Genomic DNA, 22,207 nt, shown 5'->3' on the forward strand with positions numbered 1-22,207 from the left:
TTTTTTCTGGGTGGAGTATCTCTGTGGGATATCACTGCGGGATGCCTTTGTGGGAGCAAGCTTGCTCGCGATAGGGCCAGCCCATTCAACATCAAGGGTGCCTGACCCACCGCCCTCGCGAGCAGGCTCGCGCCCACTGGCTTTTTCAATACCCTTTACCACTGTGCCCGATGGGCTCCCAGCTCGCCGGCTGGCAACGCCCATTGCAAGGGCGTGCCGTTGATTTTCAGCGGCACTCGCAGCCGATGGGCCGGTCCCCAGGTGGTCTGTTCCAGCACGAGTCCCTGATCGCTGGCCGCTTCGGCACGCAGTGCCGGTTGTGGTGTGGCGGGGTGTTCAAGCAGTAGCTTCGCCGTACGCGCCAGCGATAGACGGGCTGAACCGCCGCAGCCACTGGCCAGGCGCGTGGTCAGTAGCTTGAGGCAACTGGCCGCCATCAGGTACCCGGTGGCGTGGTCCAGGGCCTGCACGGGGAGGGGCGTTGGTTGGTCGCTGTGTTGCCAGGCCATGCCGGCTTCGGCGATGCCGCTGCTCATCTGCACCAGGCTGTCGAAGCCCCGTCGATTCTGCCAGGGGCCGCTCCAGCCATAGGCATTGAGGCTGACGTCGATCAGCCCCGGGGCCAGTGCCTGGCGTTCGCGAGCACCGTAGCCGAGGGCTTCTAGGGCGTCGGCGCGGTAGCCGTGGAGCAGAATGTCGGCGTCCTTGAGCAGGGCTTCAAACACCTGGCGGTCTTGGCGCTGGTGCAGATCAAGGTGGGCGCAGCGTTTGCCCAGGGTCATTTCCGCGACGACGCCCGGCTCGTGCCAGTGGGGTGGGTCGATGCGCAGCACATCGGCGCCCAGGCCGGCGAGAAAACGGCTGGCGGCGGGGCCGGCCAGGACCCGCGTCAGGTCCAGGACCTTGAGCCCAGTCAGCGGCCGGGCGACGGATCCCCACCCGCCATGGCGGCGCTCATCCTCACGGGGCACGAAGTGCACCAGTGGCTCGGCGTTGACAGCCATCCCCTGGGGGTGGACCTGCCATTGCTGCCAGGAGCGCATGACCGCCGCGCAGCCCCCCGCGTCGACCACCGCCTGTTCCAGATCATCCTTGGCCCACGACGCAACCTTGGCGGCCATCGCGTTGCGGTCGGGGCAGGCCCCCAGTACGTGTTCGGCGGCGCGCCGATGATGGGCGGCGTTGGTGTGCAGGCGGATCCAGCCATCGCTCGTGGCGTAGTCACCGGCGAGCGGGTCCCACAGCGGCGGCACCTTCCAGCCCAGCGGGCGCAGAGACGTGGCGAACCAGAAAGACGCCAGTCGGCGGTCGACTTCAAGGGCGGGTAAACGGCCGGTCTGTTGCAGCAGCAGTTCGCTGAGGGCCTGGCCGGCCACCGCGATGCTGGCGCTGGCCAGGTCGGTGACGGCAAACGCCGAGGGCAGGGCGCCCTCGGCGGTGAACGGGATGGCAGTTTTCTGCAAGCCCAATGCGGCTTGCAGGGCAGTCAGCATGTCGGTCATCGAGTGCCCTCCGAAAGAGGGCTCGATCATAGAACAAAAGCGCTGTGGTGGAGGGCCTACACCCGGAACTGGTCCATCAGTTTCATCTGGTGGGTGGCCAGGGAGTTGAGCTGGCTGCTGATCTGCGCCGACTCGGTGGCCTGCTCGGTCAGGGTCTCGGTGACCGTGCGGATCGCCGAAACGTTGCGGTTGACCTCTTCGGCCACGGCGCTCTGCTGCTCGGCGGCGCTGGCGATCTGCAGGTTCATGTCGCTGATCACCGTGACCGCCTCGCTGATCTTGCCCAGGGCTTGCACCGCTTGCTGGATCTGCCCGGCGTTGTTGTGCGCCTGGGTCTGGCTCGAATGCATGGTGGCGACCACGCCGCGGGTGCCGGTCTGAATCCGTTCGATCACCAGGCGGATCTCCTCGACCGAATCCTGGGTGCGTTTGGCCAGGTTGCGCACTTCATCGGCGACCACCGCAAAGCCGCGTCCGCTTTCGCCGGCGCGAGCCGCCTCGATCGCGGCGTTGAGGGCCAACAGGTTGGTCTGTTCGGCGATGCTGCGGATCACCTCCAGTACCGAGCCGATCTGCTCGCTGTTGACGGCCAGCGCTTCGACTTCGGTCACCGCCTTGCTGACTTCTTCGGCCAGTTGATTGATGTCGCGGGTGCTGCGTTCGATGATCGACATCCCGTCCCGGGCCGACTGGTCCGCGCCCTTGGCGGCGCTGGCGGCATTCGAGGCGCTATTGGCGACGTCATGGGCGGTGGCGCTCATTTCGTTGGAGGCGGTGGCGACCTGGTCGATTTCGCGGAACTGCACCTGCATGCCTTCACTGGTCTGGCGGGCGATTGCCGAGGACTGGTCGGCGGTGCCTCGGGCGTCGGTGATGCTTTGCTTGATCTGCGCGATGGTCGGCTGCAGTTTGTCGAGGAAGCGGTTGAACCAGCTCACCAGTTCGCCCAACTCGTCTTGCTTGCTGTAGTTCAGGCGCTGGGTCAGGTCGCCGTCGCCGCTGGCAATCGCCTTGAGCATGGCGGCCACGCTGTTGATTGGCCGGGTCACGCCGGAGGCGGTCAACCACATCAGCAGCAGGCCCAGCAGGCCGGCGCCGATGGCCACGGCCAGGGTCTTGTAGGTGCCCAGGTCCTGCGCCTCATCGAGCACCGTTTGCAGTTTCAGTGAGTCGGCCAGCAGCACTTGCCGGGGCAGGTCGATCACCACACCCCAAGGCTTGCTGTCGGCAATCGGGCTGACCGGCAGCATCGCGCGGATCAGGTCGCCCTGCTGGAGAATCTTCGCGCTGTTGGCGTTGATCAGTTGCAGCACGTCCTTGCCGTCGTTGCCCAGGGCCTCGGCCAGGTTTTTCCCCAGTTTGCTGGCATCGACGCTATTGCCGGCCAGCACACCGCTGCCGGACACGATCAGCATGTGCCCGGCACCGTTGAACAGGTCGCGCTGGGCGTTGAGGGCGGCGGCTTGCAGGGCGTCGAGGGAAATGTCGATACCGACCACGCCGATCGCCTTGCCATTGACCAGCAACGGTACGGAAATACTGGTCATCAGCATTTCCTTGCCGGCGACGGTGTCGGCGTAGGGGTCGAGCAGGCAGGTACGCTTGCTGTCGCGGGGGCAGGTGTACCAACTGTTGTAGGGGGTGCCACTGAGGTTGAGGGTGGTCTTGGTCATGTCCTCTTCGGTCATGATGGTGTTTTGCCCGGTCCCCCCGGCACGGCTCCAGTAACTGGCAAATCGCCCGGCTTCGTTGGACAGGCGAGCAGCGTCGTTGACGAAGCCCTGGTCCTGGCCGTCCAGGCCATTAGGTTCGAACGCCAGCCAGATTCCCAGGGCCCCGGTGTTGCGCTCGAAAGCGCTCTTCAGGCTCTGGTTCAATTCCTCGCGCAGGGCGCCGCTATCCAGCGCGCGCTGGCCGGCCAGGCGACGCAGGTCAGCGATCTGGTCGGCCAGGGCGGTCACCACCAGCAGGCTTTCGCCGAAGGTTTTCTGCACCCGCACCGCCTGCTCGGCCGCCTTGGCCTGGAGCAGGTCTTCGACGCTGGCGGTGAGCATTCGCGTGCTCGAGGCGCTGACCAGTTGATCGTTCTGATTGGTCTGGTAGATGTTCATGCCGACGATCAAGCCCACCACGCCCAACAGGCACAGTCCGGACAACAGCACGATTTTCAGGCGGATGGAAAGAGAGTCGAACATGGGGCGATCTCGCGAAGGGATGACTGGTGGGCCGAGGGTCGTGAGCAACCCGCTCGCCAAATCCATTCAGCGCCATGTGTGACACATCGGCTTACAAAGGCTGGGCATGAGCAAAAGCCGACGAACGGTTGCTTTCGCGACTGGGGGCGGGCGTCAGGAGGCGTGTGGCAGGGACTCGGGGCGCGACCAGATCCACAGGTTGCCCAGGCTCATGCCAGCGATGGCGAGGTAGATCGGCCAACCGTGATCGAGCATCAGCAGCATCAGCCCCGCACACAGCAGCATGCTGACGGTGGCGCTGATCTTGGCCCGGCGCGCAACAATCTTGCCGTTGCGCCAGTTTTTCAGGAGCGGCCCGAACAACCGATGGTTTTCCAGCCACGCACTCAGGCGCGGCGAACTCTTGGTCGCCGCCCAGGCGGCCAGCAGGATGAATTCGGTGGTCGGCAACCCCGGCACGACAATGGCGATCAGGCCAATGCCCAGGCTGACGTAGGCTAGCAGGCCGAAGAGGATGCGCGCGAGTTTGGAGGAGGCGAGGCGAGACATGGGTTGTTCAGAGGCTGACCGCGAGACTGGATCGCAAGGCTACAGGTTGCCCTGCCCAACCAGGTTGGGCAGGGGGTTGGTCAGGCCATTTCAGGCGCTGTGGCGTAAGCCTGTTCCAGCAAGACGGTGAAGCGGTTGAAGGCGTCGATGGCGCCTTTGTCGACCGCGGCTTCTTCTTCGGCGCTGAACGCCAGGCCGTCGAGGGTCCTGACGAAGTTTTTCCAGCCTTCGGCGCGACCACCGGCCGGCTCGCCCAGGTGGCGGGCACCGAAGGATTCGCTCAGGCCCAGGCCTACGGCACGCTTGATCAGGAAGGCGGCACCGAGTTTCGAGCCTTCGGACACGAACAGCCAGCCCAGGGCCTCGGCCTTGCTTGGGCGTTGCACGGCGCCTGCCACTGGGCCCGGGATCGGCGTGTCGAGGTCAGCCAGGTCGGCCTTGGCGGCTTCGGCGCGGCAGCGCTCTGCCAGGTCGGGGACAATGGCGATCAGCTCGGGATCGTTGTACAGCGACACCAGTTCCGATTGGAACAGGTACTGGGCCACCACAAAACGGGCGAAGTTGGCCTGGGTTTCAAACGGCGCATGGGCCTTGACCAGGGCGTCGAGCTTGGCATGAGGCTCGTGGGTGATCTGGTTCAGGCGTTGGGAACGCAGGCTCGGGCGTTGAGTCGGGTCGGCAGCGGTCATGAAGAAGTCCTTGAGAATGAGATGCGCTTGGTAACTAGACGAACCAGGAGACGCAGCACAGTAAAAAATCCTCGTTGCGCCCAGGAAAAAGGCGCAACGAGATTTCCATCAGCGGGTAACGATCAGATGTCCCAGATCAGGTTGATCGCGAAGTTGCGGCCTGGCTCGGTCAGGCGATCGAGGTTGGCCGGGCTGAGCACGGCGGCCTCGCCGACGCTGTCGTAACCGCGCACGTTGTCCCACTGCCAGTATTTCTTGTCCGCCAGGTTGTACACGCCAGCGCTGAGGGTCACCTCGTCGCTGACCTTGTAGAAACCGGCCAGGTCGAGCACGCCGTAACCTGGGGTCTTGAACTGGCCGCTGACGCCATCCGGCGAATTGAAGGTGCTGTCGTCCACCAGGTTTTTCTTTTGCACCAGGGTCCAGCTGAGCAAGGCGCCGTAGCTGTCCTGGTCATAGCCCAGGCCGAACACGCCGGTCAGCGGGTTGACCGAATTGAGTGGCTCGCCGGTGTCGTTGTTGCGGCCGTGGGCGTAGGCAATCGAGCCCTGGGTGTAGAGGCCCTGTGGTGCGCCGAAGGTATCGAGGTTCAGGCGACCCTTGAGCTCCACGCCCTTGATGGTGGCGTGCTTGATGTTGTTGCTCTGGAACGTCAGCTCGTTGTACCCGGGGGTCACGGCGTCTTCGTTGATGAAGTCGCGGTACTTGTTATAGAACACCACCATGTCGAAGTTGCCCGCCTCGAAGTTGCCGCGCAGGCCGGTCTCGTAGCTCTGGCTTTTTTCCGGCTCCAGGTCCGGGTTCGGTGCCACGCTGTAGCCCGGGTTGAGGTTTTCGAAGCGACCGTACAAGGCCTTGGCGGTCGGGGTACGGAAACCTTCGGCGTACTGGCCGAACCAGGTGTAGTTGTCGTTCAGCGTGTAGGTCAGGCCGAACCGGGGCGAGACCCGGTTCCAGGTCTTGTTCTCATCGCTGACCGTGCCCAGGCCATCAGGCGCTACGGTGTTGAGGAACTCCTGGGTGACATGGGGCTTGAGCTTGGTGTAGTCGTAGCGCAGGCCCGGGAGGAAGGTCCAGTTGTTCCAGGTGATCTGGTCCTGGGCGAACAGGCTGTAGGTGTCGATGGTCGGGTCCGGGAAGTCGCTGGACTTTTTCAGCACATCGCTGGGGCTGATGGCGCCGACGGCGCTGCAACCACGGCCTACCGTCAGGCAGGTGCCGCTGCCGGTGCGCGAACCGGTGACTTTCTGCTGTTTGATGCTGGTGCCGTAGGTCAGCACGTGGCCGGTCTCGCCGATGGCGAATGCCTTGTCCAGTTGCGCGTCGAACACCCACTGTTTTTCCTCGTAGAGGGTTTCGCGTGAGCGCATCACGTTACGGCTGAACGGGAAGTAGTCTTCCAGGGTGCTCTGGCCAGTCTTGGCGATCTGGTAGTTCAGGCTCCACTTGAGGTTGTCCACCAGCAGGGCATCGACGGCGAAGCTGTTTTCCAGGCCAAAACGTTCGCGGCTGACGGTTTCTTCACCGGTGCGCGAGCGGTACATGCCCAGGGGCTGGCCGTTGTTGAACGGGCCGCCGACGGCGCTTTGCAGGTCGGCGTCGCGGTGCTCCTTGTACTTCTCGTAGGTCAGGCCCAGGCGCGCGTCTTCGGCGTAGTCCCAGCCCGTCTTGGCCAGCACGTTGGTGGTGCGCACGTCTTCCGGGTTGGCCGCGGTGCGATCCAGGCCGGTGCCGTTGTTGTGGCCGTAGGATTCGGTTTCGTGACCGTCGCGCTGGCTGAAGTGCAGCAAACCGTCGAACTGATCGGCGCGCCCGGCGACGGTGGCGGATTTCAGCCAGCTGTCATCGGCGGAGCTATAACCGGTTTTCAGGCGAGCGCCGGCATCCTGGCCGGGCTTGATGATGTCGTCCGGGTCGAGGGTGAAGTAGCTCACCGCGCCCCCGATGGCGTTGCTGCCGTACAGCACCGAGGCCGGACCGCGGAGGATTTCCACGCGCTTGACGATTTCCGGGTCGACGTAGTTGCGTTGGGTCTTGGCATACGGGCCGTTGAAGAAACCGTTGGGAATCTCGACGCCATCGACCTGGGTCAGGATCCGGTCGCCGTCGATGCCGCGAATGTTGTAGCCGCTGATGCCGCCCCGGGTGCCGGTACCGCCGACCGATACACCCGGCTCATAGCGCACCAGGTCCTTGATGGTGTTGACGTTGTTGCGATCCAGCTCTTCGCGGGTGTGCACGGTCACGGTGCTCGGCACGCTGTCGACGCTTTGCTCCTGGCGCGTGGCGCTGATGGTCATCTGCTGCAGGGCGAGGGTGCCGCCGGTCGCGCGTTTCTCCAGCACGATGTTGTTGCTGCCCAGTTTGCGATAGCTCAGGTTGGTCCCCACCAACAGGCGATCCAGGGCTTTTTCCGGGGTCAGTGCGCCGCGCACGCCTGGCGAGGCCACGCCTTCAGCCAGTTCTGCCGGCAAGCCGACCTGCCAGCCGGTGACGGCGGTGAACGCATTGAGCGCCGAGACCAGTGGTTGCTGGGCAATGGCGAAGCTGTAGTCGCCCATCTGGCGGCTTGGCTGTTGGGCCGGGGTGGCGGCCATGACAGGCGCCGCCTGGGTGCCGGCCAGCAGCATGGCAGCGGTCAACAGGGACAGCGTGCAGTGGTGCACGCGCTGGGAAGGTGAAGAGGACCGGCGGGTAAGGCGAGAGGACATCGATAGCGCTCCGTGTCGCACGAATCTTATAGGTGCAGATTGGCATCAGAGATGCGAATCAATTGCATTGGCTATAACGAGACGTACGGTGAATGGCTATCGAGTAAAAATAATTCTCATTTAGTTCAAGATCACCAGCGCCGGGAATTCCTGGAGCTTGGCGGAGGTGATGTGCGCCAGCGACCGGACCACGTCCAGCGGCTGGTCGAGGCGGTAGTTGCCGGTGACCGACACATTGGCCAACTGTTCGTTGGTGTTGATGATCCAGCCCGGGTAGTAGCGGCGCAGCTCGGCCAGGACCTGGTTCAGCGGGCAGTTTTCGAACACCAGGCGGCCCTGGACCCACGCCAGGTCTGTCGCCGGGTCGAGGCGGGCCGGTTGATCGAAACCATTGGGCCCGATGCGGATGCTTTCGCCGGCGCTCAGGCGCACCCGGGCATCGCTGTGGGCGCTGCGCAGGTCGACATCGCCGCGCTGCACCCGCACCTGGGCGACACCGTCCAGGTAGCGCACGGCGAAGGAGGTGTCGCGCACGCTGGCGGTGACCGGCCCGGCATCGATTTCCAGGGGCAGGCCACGATTGGCGGCCACTTCGAAATAGGCTTCGCCCTGGAACAGGCGGGCCACCCGTTGTTGATCGTTGATGGTGCTGGAGAAGGCCGAGTTGGTGTTGAGCAGGACTTTCGAGCCGTCCTCCAGTTGCAGGCGCTGACGCTCGCCGACCACGGTCAAGTGATCGGCCTGCAGGCGCATCGGCAGGTTGCTGAAACTGAACAGGCCGAGCAGCAGCACTGCCGCGCTGGCCAGGGGTTTCCAGTGAGGGCGCAGGCGCCCGAGCACGCTGACCTTGCGCTTGGCGCTGTCCAGGGTCTGCGCGCACTGTGCCACTTGCGGGCCGTCCCACACGGCCTGGGCCATGGCGAAGGCTTCACCGTGGCGCGGGTCGGCGGCGAGCCAGGCTTGAAACTCACGGCGTTGCGCCTCGCTTGGACTTTCCAGCACGATCAGCCAGTCCAGGGCTTGATCCATCGCCCCGGTGCTGGCGGAGTCCCGCGCCGGGGTTGGCGGGTGGGAGTGGTGGCTGTCCGTCACGGGGGGTCCTCGGCCACGTCTGCGCGCGGCTGGTTTTGGATAAGAGTGCTAAAAACCTCGGCTAAGGGTAACAAAGCCGAGGCCCTGACGCAGGTGTGCACAACAATGGGCCGACCGACTCAGCGGCCGTTGAGACGATCGGCGACGCCGACACAGATCGCCATGATCAGCTTCAGGTCTTTTTGCACGGTGCTCAGGGACACGCTGAGTTTTTCGGCGATCTCCAGGTAGCTGTGGCCGTGCAGGCGGCTGAGGATGAAAATCTGCTGTTGGCGTGGGCTCAGTTGGCTGAGGCTGATGTTCAAGCGTTCGAGCATCTGTTCGGCATGGGCGGCGTCCTCGGCACTGCTGAGCGGCGCGGCAACGTTCTGCACCACCTCCAGCGGTACGTCCTCGAGCATCGTGCGGGACTGGATACGGCGGGCGCGCAGGTGATCCAGCGCCAGGTTGCGGGCGGTTTGAAAGACGAAGGGTTCCAGGTGGTCGATGGCCCGTTCACTCAGGGCCCGGGTCACGCGCAGGTAGGTTTCCTGCAACAGGTCCTCGGCGGTGCTGTGGTTATTGACCATCCGCTCCAGGGTGCGCAGCAGCGAGACGCGCTGAGCGAGGAAGACGTGGTTGAAGTGCGCTTGACTCACAGTAGGACCTGATCGATTTCAAGCGAATGATAATGCTTATCATCTGTATCAAAGGTCAAGCGCTTCTTTTTGCAGGAATTATCGGCGGCCTTGCAGGTAGGCCGGGTAATCGGGGATCCGGTGGGCGTGCGGCTGATCCAGCAGCGGGCTGCTGAGCAGGTAGTCGGCGCTGCATTCGTTGCAGGCCACTGCAATGTTCCAGACGGCGGCCACCCGCAGCAGCGCCTTGATGTCCGGGTCGTGGGGTTGGGGTTCGAAGGGGTCCCAGAAGAACACCAGCAGGTCTACGCGCTGCTCGGCGATTTGCGCGCCCAGTTGCTGATCACCGCCCAGTGGGCCGCTGATCATGCTTTGCACGGGCAGGTCCAGGCGTTGGCTGAGCAGCAGGCCGGTGGTGCCGGTGGCGATCAATTCATGTTGGGCGAGCTTGTGCTTCTGGCGCTCGGCCCAGTCGAGCAGGAACACTTTGCAGTGGTCATGGGCGACCAGGGCGATGCGCTTGCGCGCCGCCATGGTTTTTTCGGTGAAGGTGATGCCGATCATCGGGGGGGCTCCAACAAAACCAGAGGGGAGCTGCCGGTGGCAGCTCCCGCAGTGCTTATTCGGCGTTGCACAGCGCCAGGCAGTTATCCAGCATGCGGTTGGAGAAACCCCATTCGTTGTCGTACCAGGCCAGGACCTTGAGCAGTTTGCCGCTGACTTTGGTGTGGTTGGCGTCGAAAATCGACGACAGCGGGTTGTGGTTGAAGTCGCTGGAAACCAGGGGCAGGGTGTTGTAGCCGAGGATCTTCGAATGCTGGCTGGCCTCGCGCAGCAGCGCGTTGACCTCATCCGCCGTGGCTTCGCGCTTGAGCTGCACGGTCAGGTCCACCAGGGAAACGTTGATCACCGGCACACGCACGGCCATGCCGGTCAGCTTGCCGGCCAGTTCCGGCAGTACCAGGCCTACCGCTTCCGCGGCGCCGGTCTTGCTCGGGATCATGTTCTGGGTGGCCGAGCGGGCGCGGTACGGGTCGCTGTGGTAGACGTCCGTCAGGTTCTGGTCGTTGGTGTAGGCATGGATGGTGGTCATCAGGCCGCTCTCGATGCCCAGTTCACGGTGCAGCACCTGGGCCACCGGGGCCAGGCAGTTGGTGGTGCACGAGGCGTTGGAGATGATCTGGTGCGACTGGCGCAGGATGTCGTGGTTGACCCCGTAGACCACGGTCGCATCAGCGCCCTTGGCCGGTGCCGAAATGATCACTTTGCGTGCGCCGGCGCTAATATGCGCGGCGGCTTTGGCCCGGTCGGTGAACAGGCCGGTGCATTCGAACACGACATCGATCTTTTCCGCAGCCCAGGGCAGGTCGGCCGGGTTGCGAATGGCGCTGACCGAAATGCGGTCGCCGTTGACCGTCAGGCTCTCTTGGTCGTGCTGCACTTCGGCATCAAACGTGCCATGCACGGTGTCGTACTTGAGCAGGTGGGCGTTCATCGAGCTGTCGCCCAGATCGTTAATGGCGACGATCTGCAAATCCTGACGGTAGCCTTGGGTATACAGTGCCCGCAGGACGTTGCGGCCGATACGGCCAAAACCATTGATTGCGATTCGAAGAGTCATTTGAATTGCGCCGCCGTCGTTTTGTTGTTGGAATTACAAGATTATTCGCATAAAAATAGAAAACAAGCCTTTTTAGTGGCAATATTTTGTTTTATCTACAACGAGTGACCTGAATCAACTGGTCCGAGTGGTCAAGAAAATCGTCAACGCCACCCGCGTAGACGCCTCTTGATCAGCATAGACACGAACAGGTCGCCACATCCGTTAGCCTGGAGTTCTACACATGCATCCCCGCGTACTTGAGGTCACCGAACGGCTTATCACCCGTAGCCGCGCTACCCGTGAGGCTTACCTTGCATTGATTCGCGGCGCCGCCAGTGATGGCCCGATGCGCGGCAAGCTGCAATGCGCCAACTTCGCCCACGGCGTGGCCGGGTGCGGCACCGAAGACAAGCAAAGCCTGCGGATGATGAACGCCGCCAACGTGGCAATTGTTTCGTCATATAACGACATGCTCTCGGCGCACCAGCCGTACGAGACCTACCCGGAACAGATCAAACAGGCGCTGCGCGAGATCGGTTCGGTCGGCCAGTTCGCCGGCGGTGTCCCGGCGATGTGTGACGGCGTGACCCAGGGCGAGCCGGGCATGGAACTGGGGATTGCCAGCCGTGAAGTGATCGCTCTGTCGACCGCCGTGGCGCTGTCCCACAACATGTTCGACGCGGCGATGATGCTGGGCATCTGCGACAAAATCGTCCCGGGCCTGATGATGGGCTCGCTGCGTTTTGGTCATCTGCCGACCATCTTCGTCCCAGGCGGACCGATGGTCTCGGGGATTTCCAACAAGGAAAAAGCCGACGTACGCCAGCGCTACGCCGAAGGCAAGGCCAGCCGCGAAGAGCTGCTGGAGTCGGAAATGAAGTCCTACCACAGCCCGGGCACCTGCACCTTCTACGGCACCGCCAACACCAACCAGTTGCTGATGGAAGTCATGGGCCTGCACCTGCCGGGGGCTTCGTTCGTCAACCCGAACACCCCGCTGCGTGATGCCCTGACCCGCGAAGCGGCGTTCCAGATCACACGCCTGACCAAACAGAGCGGCAACTTCATGCCGATCGGCGAAATCGTCGACGAACGCTCGCTGGTCAATTCGATCGTGGCCCTGCACGCCACCGGCGGCTCGACCAACCACACCCTGCACATGCCGGCGATTGCCATGGCCGCAGGCATCCAGCTGACCTGGCAGGACATGGCCGACCTCTCCGAGGTGGTGCCGACCCTGAGCCACGTGTACCCGAACGGCAAGGCCGACATCAACCACTTCCAGGCGGCTGGCGGCATGTCGTTCCTGATCCGTGAATTGCTGGCGGCCGGTCTGCTGCATGAAAACGTCAACACCGTGGCCGGCCACGGCCTGAGTCGCTACACCCAGGAACCGTTCCTGGAGGACGGCCAACTGGTATGGCGCGAAGGTCCGCGCGAAAGCCTCGATGAAAACATCCTGCGGCCGGTGGCCCGGGCGTTCTCGGCCGAAGGCGGCCTGCGGGTGATGGAAGGCAACCTGGGGCGCGGGGTGATGAAAGTCTCGGCCGTGGCTCCGGAACATCAGGTGGTCGAGGCTCCGGCCATGGTGTTCCAGGATCAGCAGGACCTGGCCGATGCGTTCAAGGCTGGCCTGTTGGAGAAGGATTTTGTCGCCGTGATGCGCTTCCAGGGCCCGCGTTCCAATGGCATGCCGGAGCTGCACAAGATGACCCCATTCCTCGGCGTGCTGCAGGATCGCGGCTTCAAGGTGGCACTGGTCACGGACGGGCGGATGTCCGGTGCGTCGGGGAAAATCCCGGCGGCCATTCACGTCAGCCCCGAGGCTTTTGTCGGTGGTGCTTTGGCCCGCGTGCAAGAGGGCGATATGATCCGCGTCGATGGCGTCCAGGGCACTCTGCAAGTGCTGGTGGACGCCGCTGAATTTGCGGCGCGCAACCCGGCCACTGGCCTGCTGGATAACGGCATCGGTTGCGGGCGCGAACTGTTCGGGTTCATGCGCATGGCCTTCAGCTCGGCAGAGCAGGGCGCCAGCGCCTTTACCTCTGCCTTGGAGACCCTTAAGTGAAACTAGCGCTGGTCGGTGACATTGGTGGGACCAATGCACGTTTTGCCTTGTGGAAAGACCAGCAACTGGCGTCGGTCCAGGTGCTGGCGACAGCCGACTTCGCCTGCCCGGAAGACGCCATTGGCGCCTATCTCAAGGGCCTGGGCCTGGCGCCGGGAGCGATCGGTGCGGTCTGCCTGTCGGTGGCCGGCCCGGTCAGTGGCGACGAGTTTCGTTTCACCAACAACCACTGGCGCCTGAGTCGCAAGGCTTTCTGCCAGGCCTTGCAGCTTGAGCAGTTGTTGCTGGTGAATGATTTTTCGGCCATGGCCCTGGGCATGACACGCCTGCAGCCGGGGGAATTTCGCGTGGTCTGCGCCGGAACCCCCGAGCCGCTGCGCCCGGCCGTGGTCATCGGCCCGGGCACGGGACTTGGGGTTGGCACCTTGCTCGATCAGGGGCAGGGACGCTGGGCGGCCCTGCCGGGTGAGGGCGGGCATGTCGACCTGCCGTTGAGCAGCCCGCGGGAAACTCAGCTGTGGCAGCACCTCTATAACGAAATGGGCCATGTCAGCGCCGAAACCGTACTCAGCGGCGGTGGTTTGCCACGGCTGTACCGGGCGATCTGCGCAGTGGACGGGCATACGCCAACACTCGACACCCCGCAAGCCATCACCGCCGCCGGCCTGGCCGGCGACCCGATTGCCCGCGAAGTGCTCGAGCAGTTCTGCTGCTGGCTGGGACGGGTGGCGGGTAACAACGTGCTGACCACCGGTGCCCGTGGCGGTGTCTACATTGTCGGTGGAGTCATCCCGCGGTTTGCCGATTTTTTCCTGGAAAGTGGATTCGCCCGTTGTTTTGCCGACAAAGGCTGCATGAGCGAGTATTTCCAGGGCATCCCAGTGTGGCTGGTAACCGCCCCGTATCCCGGGCTGGTGGGCGCGGGCGTGGCCCTGGAACAGGCTTGAGACAGCGCTGGAAAATCGCTGGCGCCTACAGGCTTGTACGATTTCTGTAGGCGCTGGCTGACCAGCAATGAGGGCTTGTCCGACGACGAAGATCCCAACCCGATCAGGCATAATCCGTCCCCTTCATAACAATAAGGAAGCCGCCCGTGAGCTCAGTCAACAAGTCGATTTTGTTGGTCGATGACGATCAGGAAATACGCGAGTTGCTGGACACTTACCTCAGCCGCGCCGGCTTTCAGGTGCGTACCACGCCCGATGGCGCGGGGTTTCGCCAGGCGCTGAACGATGCCCCCTGCGACCTGGTGATCCTCGACGTGATGCTGCCGGACGAAGACGGCTTCAGCCTGTGTCGCTGGGTTCGCCAGCACCCGCGCCAGGCCCATGTGCCGATCATCATGCTCACCGCCAGTTCCGACGAGGCCGACCGGGTCATTGGCCTGGAGCTGGGCGCCGACGACTACCTGGGCAAGCCCTTCAGTCCCCGTGAATTGCAGGCGCGGATCAAGGCGCTGCTGCGCCGTGCCCAGTTCGGCCAGGAGCGTTCGGGCGGCGAAGTGCTGGCTTTCGACGAGTGGCGGCTGGACATGGTCAGTCACCGCCTGTTTCACACCGACGGTGAGGAGGTGATTCTCTCCGGCGCCGATTTTGCCCTGCTGAAACTGTTCCTCGACAACCCCCAGGCCATCCTCGATCGCGACACCATCGGCAACGCCACCCGGGGCCGTGACCTGATGCCCCTGGACCGGATTGTCGACATGGCGGTCAGCCGCTTGCGCCAGCGCCTGCGTGATACCGAAAAACCGCCACGGTTGATCCGTACCGTGCGCGGCAGCGGTTATCAGCTGGCGGCCAGCGTGGTCGCCAGCAATGGCCACTGAGTTCTTCGCCCGGCTGCTGCGCAAGGTCCCGGTACCGCGCTCGCTGCTGGGGCGGATGTTGCTGCTGACGTTGCTGGCGGTGCTGTTCGCCCAGACGCTGTCGAGCGTGATCTGGGTCTCGCAGTTGCGCGCCACCCAGCTCGAAGGGCTGGTGACCGCCGCCCGTAGCCTGGCCCATTCGATGAACGCCAGCGTCAGTTATTTTCGTTCGTTGCCGGTGGCGTATCGGCCGCTGGTGCTGGACCAGTTGCGCAGCATGGGCGGCACCCGATTTGTAGTGACCCTCAACGACAAACCCCTGGACATGCAACTGCTGCCCGCCACCCCGCGCAAGCAGGCCGTGCTGGCCGCGGTGGACGAGGTGTTGCGCACGTCGCTGGGGGCCGACACCGATATTTCCGTGCAGTTTGTCAGCCCGGATGATCTGCGGATCTTCAATGGCGGCTTGAAGCTCGATGAATTGCCGCGCTCCTGGGCGCACTACGCGCTGACGCTGGAGCCGGTCAACCCGCCGGTGCTGGTGACCCAGATCAAGCTGGCCAAGGGCGAATGGCTGTACATCGCCTCCCTGTTGCCCGAACCCTACACCAGCCTGGAAGAGCAGGGGCTGCCGTCGCAGCAGGTGTGGTTCATCGTGCTCACCAGTGGCTTTTTGTTGCTGTTCATCGGCCTGCTGGTGCACTGGCAGAGCCGGCCACTCAAGCGCCTGGCGCGGGCAGCGCGGGACATGTCCCTGGGCGCGGACGTGCAGCCGGTGGCCGAGGGCGGTGGCAGTGAAGTGGTCGAAGTGGGGCGGGCATTCAACGCCATGCGTGAGCGCATCAGCCGCTACCTGACCGAGCGCAGCCAATTGTTCAGCGCCATTTCCCATGACCTGCGCACGCCGATCACGCGCTTGCGGCTGCGGGTCGAATTGCTGGACGACGAGCAGTTGCAGGCCAAGTTCGGCCGCGACCTGGACGAGCTGGAGCTGCTGGTCAAGGGAGCCCTGCAATGCGTCAAGGACACCGACATTCACGAGAACATCGAGCCGGTGGACCTCAATCACGTGCTCGAATGCCTGGTCGAACCTTACCTGGCGCCCAACGGCAACGGCCGCGTAACCCAGCAGGGGCGGGCGCTGGCGACGTATCCGGGCAAACCGCTGGCGCTCAAGCGCTGTATCGGCAACCTGATCGACAACGCCCTGAAGTACGGGCAGACCGCCCACCTGCACATCGATGACGATGACAGCGCGTTTATCCTGCACGTCGACGACGAGGGCCCGGGTGTGCCGGAGCAGCGCCTGGAACAGGTGTTCGAGCCGCACTTTCGCCTGGCCGGGCAGCAGCAGGGGTATGGCCTGGGATTGGGGATCGCGCGCAACATCGCCCATAGCCATGGCGGCGAAGTGAGTTTGCAGAACTTGCGCGAGGGCGGGTTGCGGGTGACGTTGCAGTTGCCGCGCAGCGTGGATTAATCAGGGACCGCCTTGCCCGCGATGGCGCCTGAAGCCAATGTCACAGCCTGGTGACATAACTCGGCGCCTTCGTTACCTGGCCGTCACGGCCTGTTGTTTAGACTGCTGGCAGTCATAACAACAAAAAAAGGTCCACCATGCACTCCATCCCTGCCGCCTCCAGCAGTTGGCTGAACACACCTGCCCATCAGCAATGGCTCGCCGCCGAGGGCATGCGCCTGTTGGCGTTCGCCAAGGCCTCGAGGCTGACCATCGGTTTCGGCAATCTCGACGAGCGCGGCCAGCTGCCGGCGGACGCGCAAGCCGAAACCATGAACACCGCGCGCATGACCCACAGCTTCGCCCTGGCCCATCTCCAGGGCTTGCCGGGGTTTGCCGAGCTGGTGGATCACGGTATCCAGGCCCTCAGTGGGCCGCTGCGTGATGCCGAACACGGCGGCTGGTTCGCCACGCTCGAGCCGCGCGACGGCAGTACCGACAAAGCCGCTTACCTGCATGCCTTCGTGGCATTGGCCGCGAGTTCCGCGCAGGTCGCGCGGCGCCCCGGAGCCCAAGCGTTGCTTGACGATGCGATCGCGGTCATCGAGCGCCATTTCTGGTGCGAAACCCAGGGCGCGATGCGTGAGTCGTTCAATCGCGACTGGAGCGTCGAGGAAGCCTATCGCGGCGCCAACAGCAACATGCACGCCACCGAGGCCTTTCTCGCCCTGGCCGATGTCACCCAGGACAGCCGCTGGCTGAACCGCGCCTTGCGCATTGCCGAGCGACTGATCCACGGCCACGGCGCAGCCAACCAGTACCTGGTGATCGAGCATTTCGACGGTCAATGGCAACCGCTGCACGCTTACAACCAGGCCAACCCGGCCGATGGTTTTCGCCCCTTTGGTACCACCCCGGGCCACGGTTTTGAATGGGCGCGGCTGTTGTTGCACCTTGAGGCGGCGCGGGTCCAGGCTGGCATGCTGACCCCCGGCTGGCTGCTGCGCGATGCACAGCAGTTGTTCGCCCACAACTGCCAGCACGCCTGGCAGGTCGATGGTGCGCCGGGCATGGTCTACACCCTCGACTGGGATCGTCGCCCGGTGGTGCGCCAGCGTTTGCACTGGGTGCATTGCGAAGCGAGCGCGGCAGCCAGTGCCTTGCTCCAGCGCACCGGCGAGGCCCAATACGAAACCTGGTATCGGCGGCTTTGGGAGTACAGCGAGCAGTACCTGATCGACCCCGTCCACGGCAGTTGGCACCACGAACTGGATGCCGACAATCGCCCGAGTGCGCAGATCTGGGGCGGCAAGCCGGACCTCTATCACGCCTGGCAAGCGGTGCTGATTCCGCGCCTGCCGTTGGCGCCGAGCATGGCCACGGCGTTGGCGCAGGGCTCTGGGTCACGGGTTATGTAACCATGCGGTGACATTTCGCCGTCGCTTCGTTACCTGCGGCGGATCCCAGCCTGTTTAAACTCGTTTGCAGCGCAAGCACCAGACTTGCATGCATAACAACAAGAAAGGTACTTCAGATGAATGCGATTTCTCGCCTCGCCACTGTCATTTCCCTTGCCTCCCTGTTTCCCCTCAGCGCCCTGGCCGCCGACCCCAAAGGTTCCGTGGAGGTTGTGCACTGGTGGACCTCGGGTGGCGAAAAAGCGGCGGTCGACGTACTCAAGGCCCAGGTTGAAAAAGACGGCTTTACCTGGAAGGACGGTGCGGTGGCAGGCGGCGGTGGCGCAACGGCCATGACCGTACTCAAGAGCCGCGCCGTGGCGGGCAACCCACCGGGCGTGGCCCAGATCAAGGGCCCGGACATCCAGGAGTGGGGCAGCACCGGCCTGCTCAGCACCGACGCACTGACCGACGTCGCCAAGGCGGAAAACTGGGACGGCCTGCTGTCGAAAAAAGTCTCTGACACCGTCAAGTACGAAGGTGACTACGTCGCGGTGCCGGTGAACATCCACCGGGTCAACTGGCTGTGGATCAACCCAGAAGTGTTCAAGAAGGCCGGGATCGACAAGGCCCCGACCACCCTCGAAGAATTCTACGTCGCTGCCGACAAACTCAAGGCGGCCGGTTTCATTGCCCTGGCCCACGGCGGCCAGCCATGGCAGGACAGCACCGTGTTCGAAGACGTGGTGCTCTCGGTCATGGGCGCCGAAGGCTACAAAAAAGCCCTGGTCGACCTGGACCAGCAAACCCTCTCCGGTCCAGAGATGGTCAAGTCGTTCACCGTGCTGAAAAAACTCATCGGCTACATGGACCCCAACCGCGCGGGCCGTGACTGGAACATCGCTGCCGCCGACGTGATCAACGGCAAGGCCGGCATGCAGATGATGGGGGACTGGGCCAAGAGCGAGTGGACCGCCGCCCATAAAGTCGCCGGCAAGGACTACCAGTGCGTGCCGTTCCCGGGCACCCAAAATGCCTTCACCTACAACATCGACTCCCTGGCGGTGTTCAAGCTCAAAGCCGATCGCAAGGGTGATATCGCCGCGCAGCAGGACCTGGCCAAGGTCGCGCTGGGCAAGGACTTCCAGAAGGTCTTCAGCATCAACAAGGGTTCGATCCCGGTGCGCACCGACATGCTCAACGACATGAGCGCGCTGGGCTTCGATTCCTGTGCCCAGGCCTCGGCCAAGGACTTCCTGGCGGACGACAAGTCCGGCGGCCTGCAACCGAGCATGGCCCACAACATGGCCACTTCGCTGGCGGTGCAGGGGGCGATCTTCGACGTCGTCACCAACTTCATGAACGACAAGGACGCCGACCCGGCCAAGGCCAGCGCTCAATTGGCCTCGGCGGTCAAAGCCGCGCAGTAATCCCTGACACAGGCTACTCCCAATGTGGGAGTGAGCCTGCTCGCGAAGACGGACTGACATTCACCATGGATGTCGGCTGATACACCGCCTTCGCGAGCGGCCTCGCTCCCACAAGGGATCGCTGTGTGCCGAATATTTCTCCTTACCTGGATAATCCCGATGAGCTCTGTGGCGGTTTTCAGCAAAGCCTCACCGTTCGATGCACTGCAGCACTGGCTGCCCAAACTGGTTTTGGCGCCCAGCATGCTGATCGTTCTGGTCGGCTTCTACGGTTACATCATCTGGACATTCGTACTGTCCTTCACCAATTCCAGCTTCATGCCGAGCTACAAGTGGGTCGGCCTGCAGCAGTACGCCCGCCTGCTGGACAACGACCGCTGGTGGGTGGCGAGCAAGAACCTGGCGCTGTTCGGTGGCCTGTTCATCGGCATCAGCCTGGTGCTGGGGGTGTTCCTCGCGGTGCTGCTGGACCAGCGCATTCGCAAGGAAGGTTTCATCCGCACCATCTACCTGTACCCGATGGCGCTGTCGATGATCGTCACCGGTACCGCCTGGAAGTGGCTGCTCAACCCGGGCCTGGGCCTGGACAAGATGCTGCGCGACTGGGGCTGGGAAGGCTTTCGCCTGGACTGGCTGGTGGATCAGGATCGCGTGGTGTATTGCCTGGTGATCGCCGCCGTGTGGCAAGCCTCAGGCTTCGTCATGGCGATGTTCCTGGCCGGTCTGCGAGGGGTCGACCAGTCGATCATCCGCGCCGCCCAGGTCGACGGTGCGAGCTTGCCGACCATCTACCTGAAGATTGTCCTGCCGAGCCTGCGCCCGGTGTTTTTCAGCGCGTTCATGATCCTCGCGCACATTGCGATCAAGAGCTTCGACCTGGTCGCGGCGATGACTGCGGGCGGTCCGGGTTACTCCTCCGACCTGCCGGCGATGTTCATGTACTCCTTCACTTTCAGCCGTGGCCAGATGGGCATCGGTTCCGCCAGCGCGATGATGATGCTCGGCGCGATCCTGGCGATCCTGGTGCCATACCTGTACTCCGAACTACGGGGCAAACGCCATGAATAACTCGCTTGCCACCCCGCGCCTGAGCGTCAGCCGGATCGCCATCTACGCGACCCTGCTGCTGGCTGCTGCGGTGTACCTCATCCCGTTGGTGGTGATGCTGTTGACCAGCTTCAAGTCGCCGGAAGACATCCGGACCGGCAACCTCTTGAGCTGGCCGCAAGTGATCGACGGCATCGGCTGGCTCAAGGCCTGGGACAGCGTGGGAGGGTACTTCTGGAACTCGGTGAAGATCACCGTGCCGGCGGTACTGATCTCGACCTTTATCGGTGCAATGAACGGCTACGTACTGTCGATGTGGCGCTTCCGCGGCTCGCAGCTGTTCTTCGGCCTGCTGCTGTTCGGCTGCTTCCTGCCGTTCCAGACCGTGCTGCTGCCGGCCTCGTTCACCATCGGCAAGCTCGGGCTGGCCAACACCACCACCGGGCTGGTGCTGGTGCACATCGTCTACGGGCTGGCGTTCACCACGCTGTTCTTCCGTAACTACTACGTGAGCATTCCCGATGCCCTGGTCAAGGCGGCACGCCTGGACGGCGCGGGCTTCTTCACGATTTTCTGGAAGATCCTGCTGCCGATGTCGATCCCGATCGTGATGGTCTGCCTGATCTGGCAGTTCACCCAGATCTGGAATGACTTCCTGTTTGGCGTGGTCTTCGCCAGTGGCGACGCGCAACCGATCACCGTGGCCCTGAACAACCTGGTCAACACCAGCACCGGGGCCAAGGAATACAACGTTGATATGGCGGCGGCGATGATCGCCGGGTTGCCGACACTGCTGGTCTACATATTCGCTGGCAAGTATTTCCTGCGTGGGCTGACGTCCGGCGCGGTCAAGGGGTAGAACATGGCAACTCTCGAATTACGCAACGTCAACAAGACCTATGGCGCCGGCTTGCCGGACACCCTGAAAAACATCGAGCTGAAGATCGACGACGGTGAGTTCCTGATCCTGGTCGGTCCATCCGGGTGCGGCAAGTCGACCCTGATGAACTGCATCGCCGGCCTTGAGAACATCAGCGGCGGGGCGATCCTGGTGGACGACGCCGACATCAGCGGCATGAGCCCCAAGGATCGCGACATCGCCATGGTGTTCCAGTCCTACGCGCTGTACCCGACCATGAGCGTGCGCGACAACATCGCCTTCGGCCTGAAGATCCGCAAAATGCCGACGGCCGAAATCGATGAAGAAGTGGCGCGGGTGTCCAAGCTGCTGCAGATCGAACACCTGCTCAGCCGCAAGCCGGGCCAGCTTTCCGGCGGCCAGCAACAGCGCGTGGCGATGGGCCGGGCGTTGGCGCGGCGGCCGAAGATCTATCTGTTCGACGAACCGCTGTCCAACCTCGACGCCAAGCTGCGGGTCGAGATGCGTACCGAAATGAAGCTGATGCACCAGCGCCTGAAAACCACCACAGTCTACGTCACCCACGACCAGATCGAAGCCATGACCCTGGGGGACAAGGTGGCGGTGATGAAGGACGGGATCATCCAGCAGTTCGGCACCCCGAAGCAGATCTACAACGACCCGGCCAATCTGTTTGTCGCCAGCTTCATTGGCTCGCCGCCAATGAACTTCATCCCCCTGCGCCTGCAGCGCAAGGACGGCCGCCTGCTGGCCCTGCTGGACAGTGGCCAGGCGCGCGTCGAGTTGCCATTGAGCATGCAGGACGCGGGCCTTGAGGATCGCGAAGTGATCCTCGGCATGCGTCCGGAGCAGATCGTGCTGGCGTCTGGCGAAGCCAACGGCTTGCCGACTATCCGTGCCGAGGTCCAGGTCACGGAGCCGACCGGGCCGGACACGCTGGTGTTCGTCAACCTGAATGAAACCAAAGTCTGCTGCCGCCTGGCCCCGGATGTGGCGCCTGCCGTGGGCGAAACCCTGACCCTGCAATTCGATCCGGCCAAGGTGCTGCTGTTCGATGCCAAGACCGGGGAGCGGTTAGGGGTTGCCGGCGTACCGAAAGCCGAGGCGCACAGCACCAACGTTGCTCAGTTCAAAGGTCGCTGAGCACAAGCCTGTGGGTGCGAG

Annotated in this window: 18 protein-coding genes and 1 pseudogene; 9 read left to right on the plus strand and 10 right to left on the minus strand. The window is 63.5% G+C overall.

What is annotated here, in order from left to right:
* Nucleotides 1–155: 155 nt before the first annotated feature.
* The 10 genes and pseudogenes from H7995_RS24090 to gap form a co-directional block, all read right to left on the minus strand.
* Entirely contained in the window at nucleotides 156–1,502 is a 1,347-nt protein-coding gene (locus H7995_RS24090) for a CoA transferase (RefSeq protein WP_185819034.1), read from the minus strand.
* 56 nt (nucleotides 1,503–1,558) lie between these two features.
* Complete coding sequence (locus H7995_RS28910; RefSeq protein WP_371927865.1) at nucleotides 1,559–2,314, minus strand: methyl-accepting chemotaxis protein; 756 nt, start codon at nucleotides 2,312–2,314, stop codon at nucleotides 1,559–1,561.
* A gap of 102 nt (nucleotides 2,315–2,416) precedes the next feature.
* Nucleotides 2,417–3,763, minus strand: a pseudogene (locus H7995_RS28915) (methyl-accepting chemotaxis protein); the annotation flags it as partial.
* 87 nt (nucleotides 3,764–3,850) lie between these two features.
* A complete protein-coding gene (locus H7995_RS24100; RefSeq protein ID WP_182341990.1) occupies nucleotides 3,851–4,246 on the minus strand; it encodes a YbaN family protein in 396 nt (131 codons plus the stop codon).
* A gap of 80 nt (nucleotides 4,247–4,326) precedes the next feature.
* Complete coding sequence (locus H7995_RS24105; RefSeq protein ID WP_182341987.1) at nucleotides 4,327–4,935, minus strand: biliverdin-producing heme oxygenase; 609 nt, start codon at nucleotides 4,933–4,935, stop codon at nucleotides 4,327–4,329.
* A 122-nt stretch (nucleotides 4,936–5,057) separates the two neighbouring features.
* Nucleotides 5,058–7,646: a TonB-dependent receptor gene (locus H7995_RS24110; RefSeq protein WP_185819036.1), complete on the minus strand. Its 2,589-nt coding sequence runs from the start codon at nucleotides 7,644–7,646 to the stop codon at nucleotides 5,058–5,060.
* 120 nt (nucleotides 7,647–7,766) lie between these two features.
* On the minus strand, nucleotides 7,767–8,738 hold the full coding sequence (locus tag H7995_RS24115; protein WP_166591019.1) for a FecR domain-containing protein: 972 nt from the start codon (nucleotides 8,736–8,738) through the stop codon (nucleotides 7,767–7,769).
* 119 nt (nucleotides 8,739–8,857) lie between these two features.
* A complete protein-coding gene (locus H7995_RS24120) occupies nucleotides 8,858–9,376 on the minus strand; it encodes an RNA polymerase sigma factor (RefSeq protein ID WP_166591020.1) in 519 nt (172 codons plus the stop codon).
* A gap of 78 nt (nucleotides 9,377–9,454) precedes the next feature.
* The gene (locus H7995_RS24125; RefSeq protein WP_166591021.1) at nucleotides 9,455–9,919 is read right to left on the minus strand and encodes a methylglyoxal synthase; all 465 of its coding nucleotides are present in this window, start codon (nucleotides 9,917–9,919) and stop codon (nucleotides 9,455–9,457) included.
* A gap of 55 nt (nucleotides 9,920–9,974) precedes the next feature.
* Nucleotides 9,975–10,976: a type I glyceraldehyde-3-phosphate dehydrogenase gene (gene gap / locus H7995_RS24130; protein WP_166591022.1), complete on the minus strand. Its 1,002-nt coding sequence runs from the start codon at nucleotides 10,974–10,976 to the stop codon at nucleotides 9,975–9,977.
* Between the two features lie 223 nt (nucleotides 10,977–11,199).
* On the opposite strand from gap, the gene edd reads away from it, so the two are divergent.
* The 9 genes from edd (at nucleotide 11,200) to H7995_RS24175 (ending at nucleotide 22,186) form a co-directional block, all read left to right on the plus strand.
* Nucleotides 11,200–13,026, plus strand: a complete 1,827-nt coding sequence (edd, locus tag H7995_RS24135; protein WP_182341979.1) for a phosphogluconate dehydratase — start codon at nucleotides 11,200–11,202, stop codon at nucleotides 13,024–13,026.
* Nucleotides 13,023–13,973, plus strand: coding sequence for a glucokinase (locus tag H7995_RS24140; RefSeq protein ID WP_166591024.1), 951 nt, complete (start codon nucleotides 13,023–13,025; stop codon nucleotides 13,971–13,973). The genes edd and H7995_RS24140 overlap by 4 nt, the downstream gene beginning before the upstream one ends.
* 146 nt (nucleotides 13,974–14,119) lie before the next feature.
* Entirely contained in the window at nucleotides 14,120–14,851 is a 732-nt protein-coding gene (locus H7995_RS24145; RefSeq protein WP_095169826.1) for a response regulator, read from the plus strand.
* Nucleotides 14,841–16,310 (plus strand): ATP-binding protein, encoded by a 1,470-nt coding sequence (locus tag H7995_RS24150; protein ID WP_166591025.1) that lies wholly within the window; start codon nucleotides 14,841–14,843, stop codon nucleotides 16,308–16,310. The genes H7995_RS24145 and H7995_RS24150 overlap by 11 nt, the downstream gene beginning before the upstream one ends.
* Before the next feature lie 137 nt (nucleotides 16,311–16,447).
* Nucleotides 16,448–17,707, plus strand: coding sequence for a D-mannose isomerase (locus tag H7995_RS24155; RefSeq protein ID WP_185819037.1), 1,260 nt, complete (start codon nucleotides 16,448–16,450; stop codon nucleotides 17,705–17,707).
* Between the two features lie 116 nt (nucleotides 17,708–17,823).
* Nucleotides 17,824–19,116, plus strand: a complete 1,293-nt coding sequence (locus H7995_RS24160) for an ABC transporter substrate-binding protein (RefSeq protein WP_166591027.1) — start codon at nucleotides 17,824–17,826, stop codon at nucleotides 19,114–19,116.
* A gap of 159 nt (nucleotides 19,117–19,275) precedes the next feature.
* Nucleotides 19,276–20,184 (plus strand): carbohydrate ABC transporter permease, encoded by a 909-nt coding sequence (locus H7995_RS24165; RefSeq protein WP_185819038.1) that lies wholly within the window; start codon nucleotides 19,276–19,278, stop codon nucleotides 20,182–20,184.
* The gene (locus tag H7995_RS24170; RefSeq protein WP_095169821.1) at nucleotides 20,177–21,022 is read left to right on the plus strand and encodes a carbohydrate ABC transporter permease; all 846 of its coding nucleotides are present in this window, start codon (nucleotides 20,177–20,179) and stop codon (nucleotides 21,020–21,022) included. The genes H7995_RS24165 and H7995_RS24170 overlap by 8 nt, the downstream gene beginning before the upstream one ends.
* Nucleotides 21,023–21,025: 3 nt before the next feature.
* On the plus strand, nucleotides 21,026–22,186 hold the full coding sequence (locus tag H7995_RS24175; RefSeq protein WP_166591029.1) for an ABC transporter ATP-binding protein: 1,161 nt from the start codon (nucleotides 21,026–21,028) through the stop codon (nucleotides 22,184–22,186).
* Nucleotides 22,187–22,207 lie beyond the last annotated feature (21 nt).

It is taken from the genome of Pseudomonas kielensis (assembly GCF_014236655.1).
GTDB classification, from domain to species: domain Bacteria; phylum Pseudomonadota; class Gammaproteobacteria; order Pseudomonadales; family Pseudomonadaceae; genus Aquipseudomonas; species Aquipseudomonas kielensis.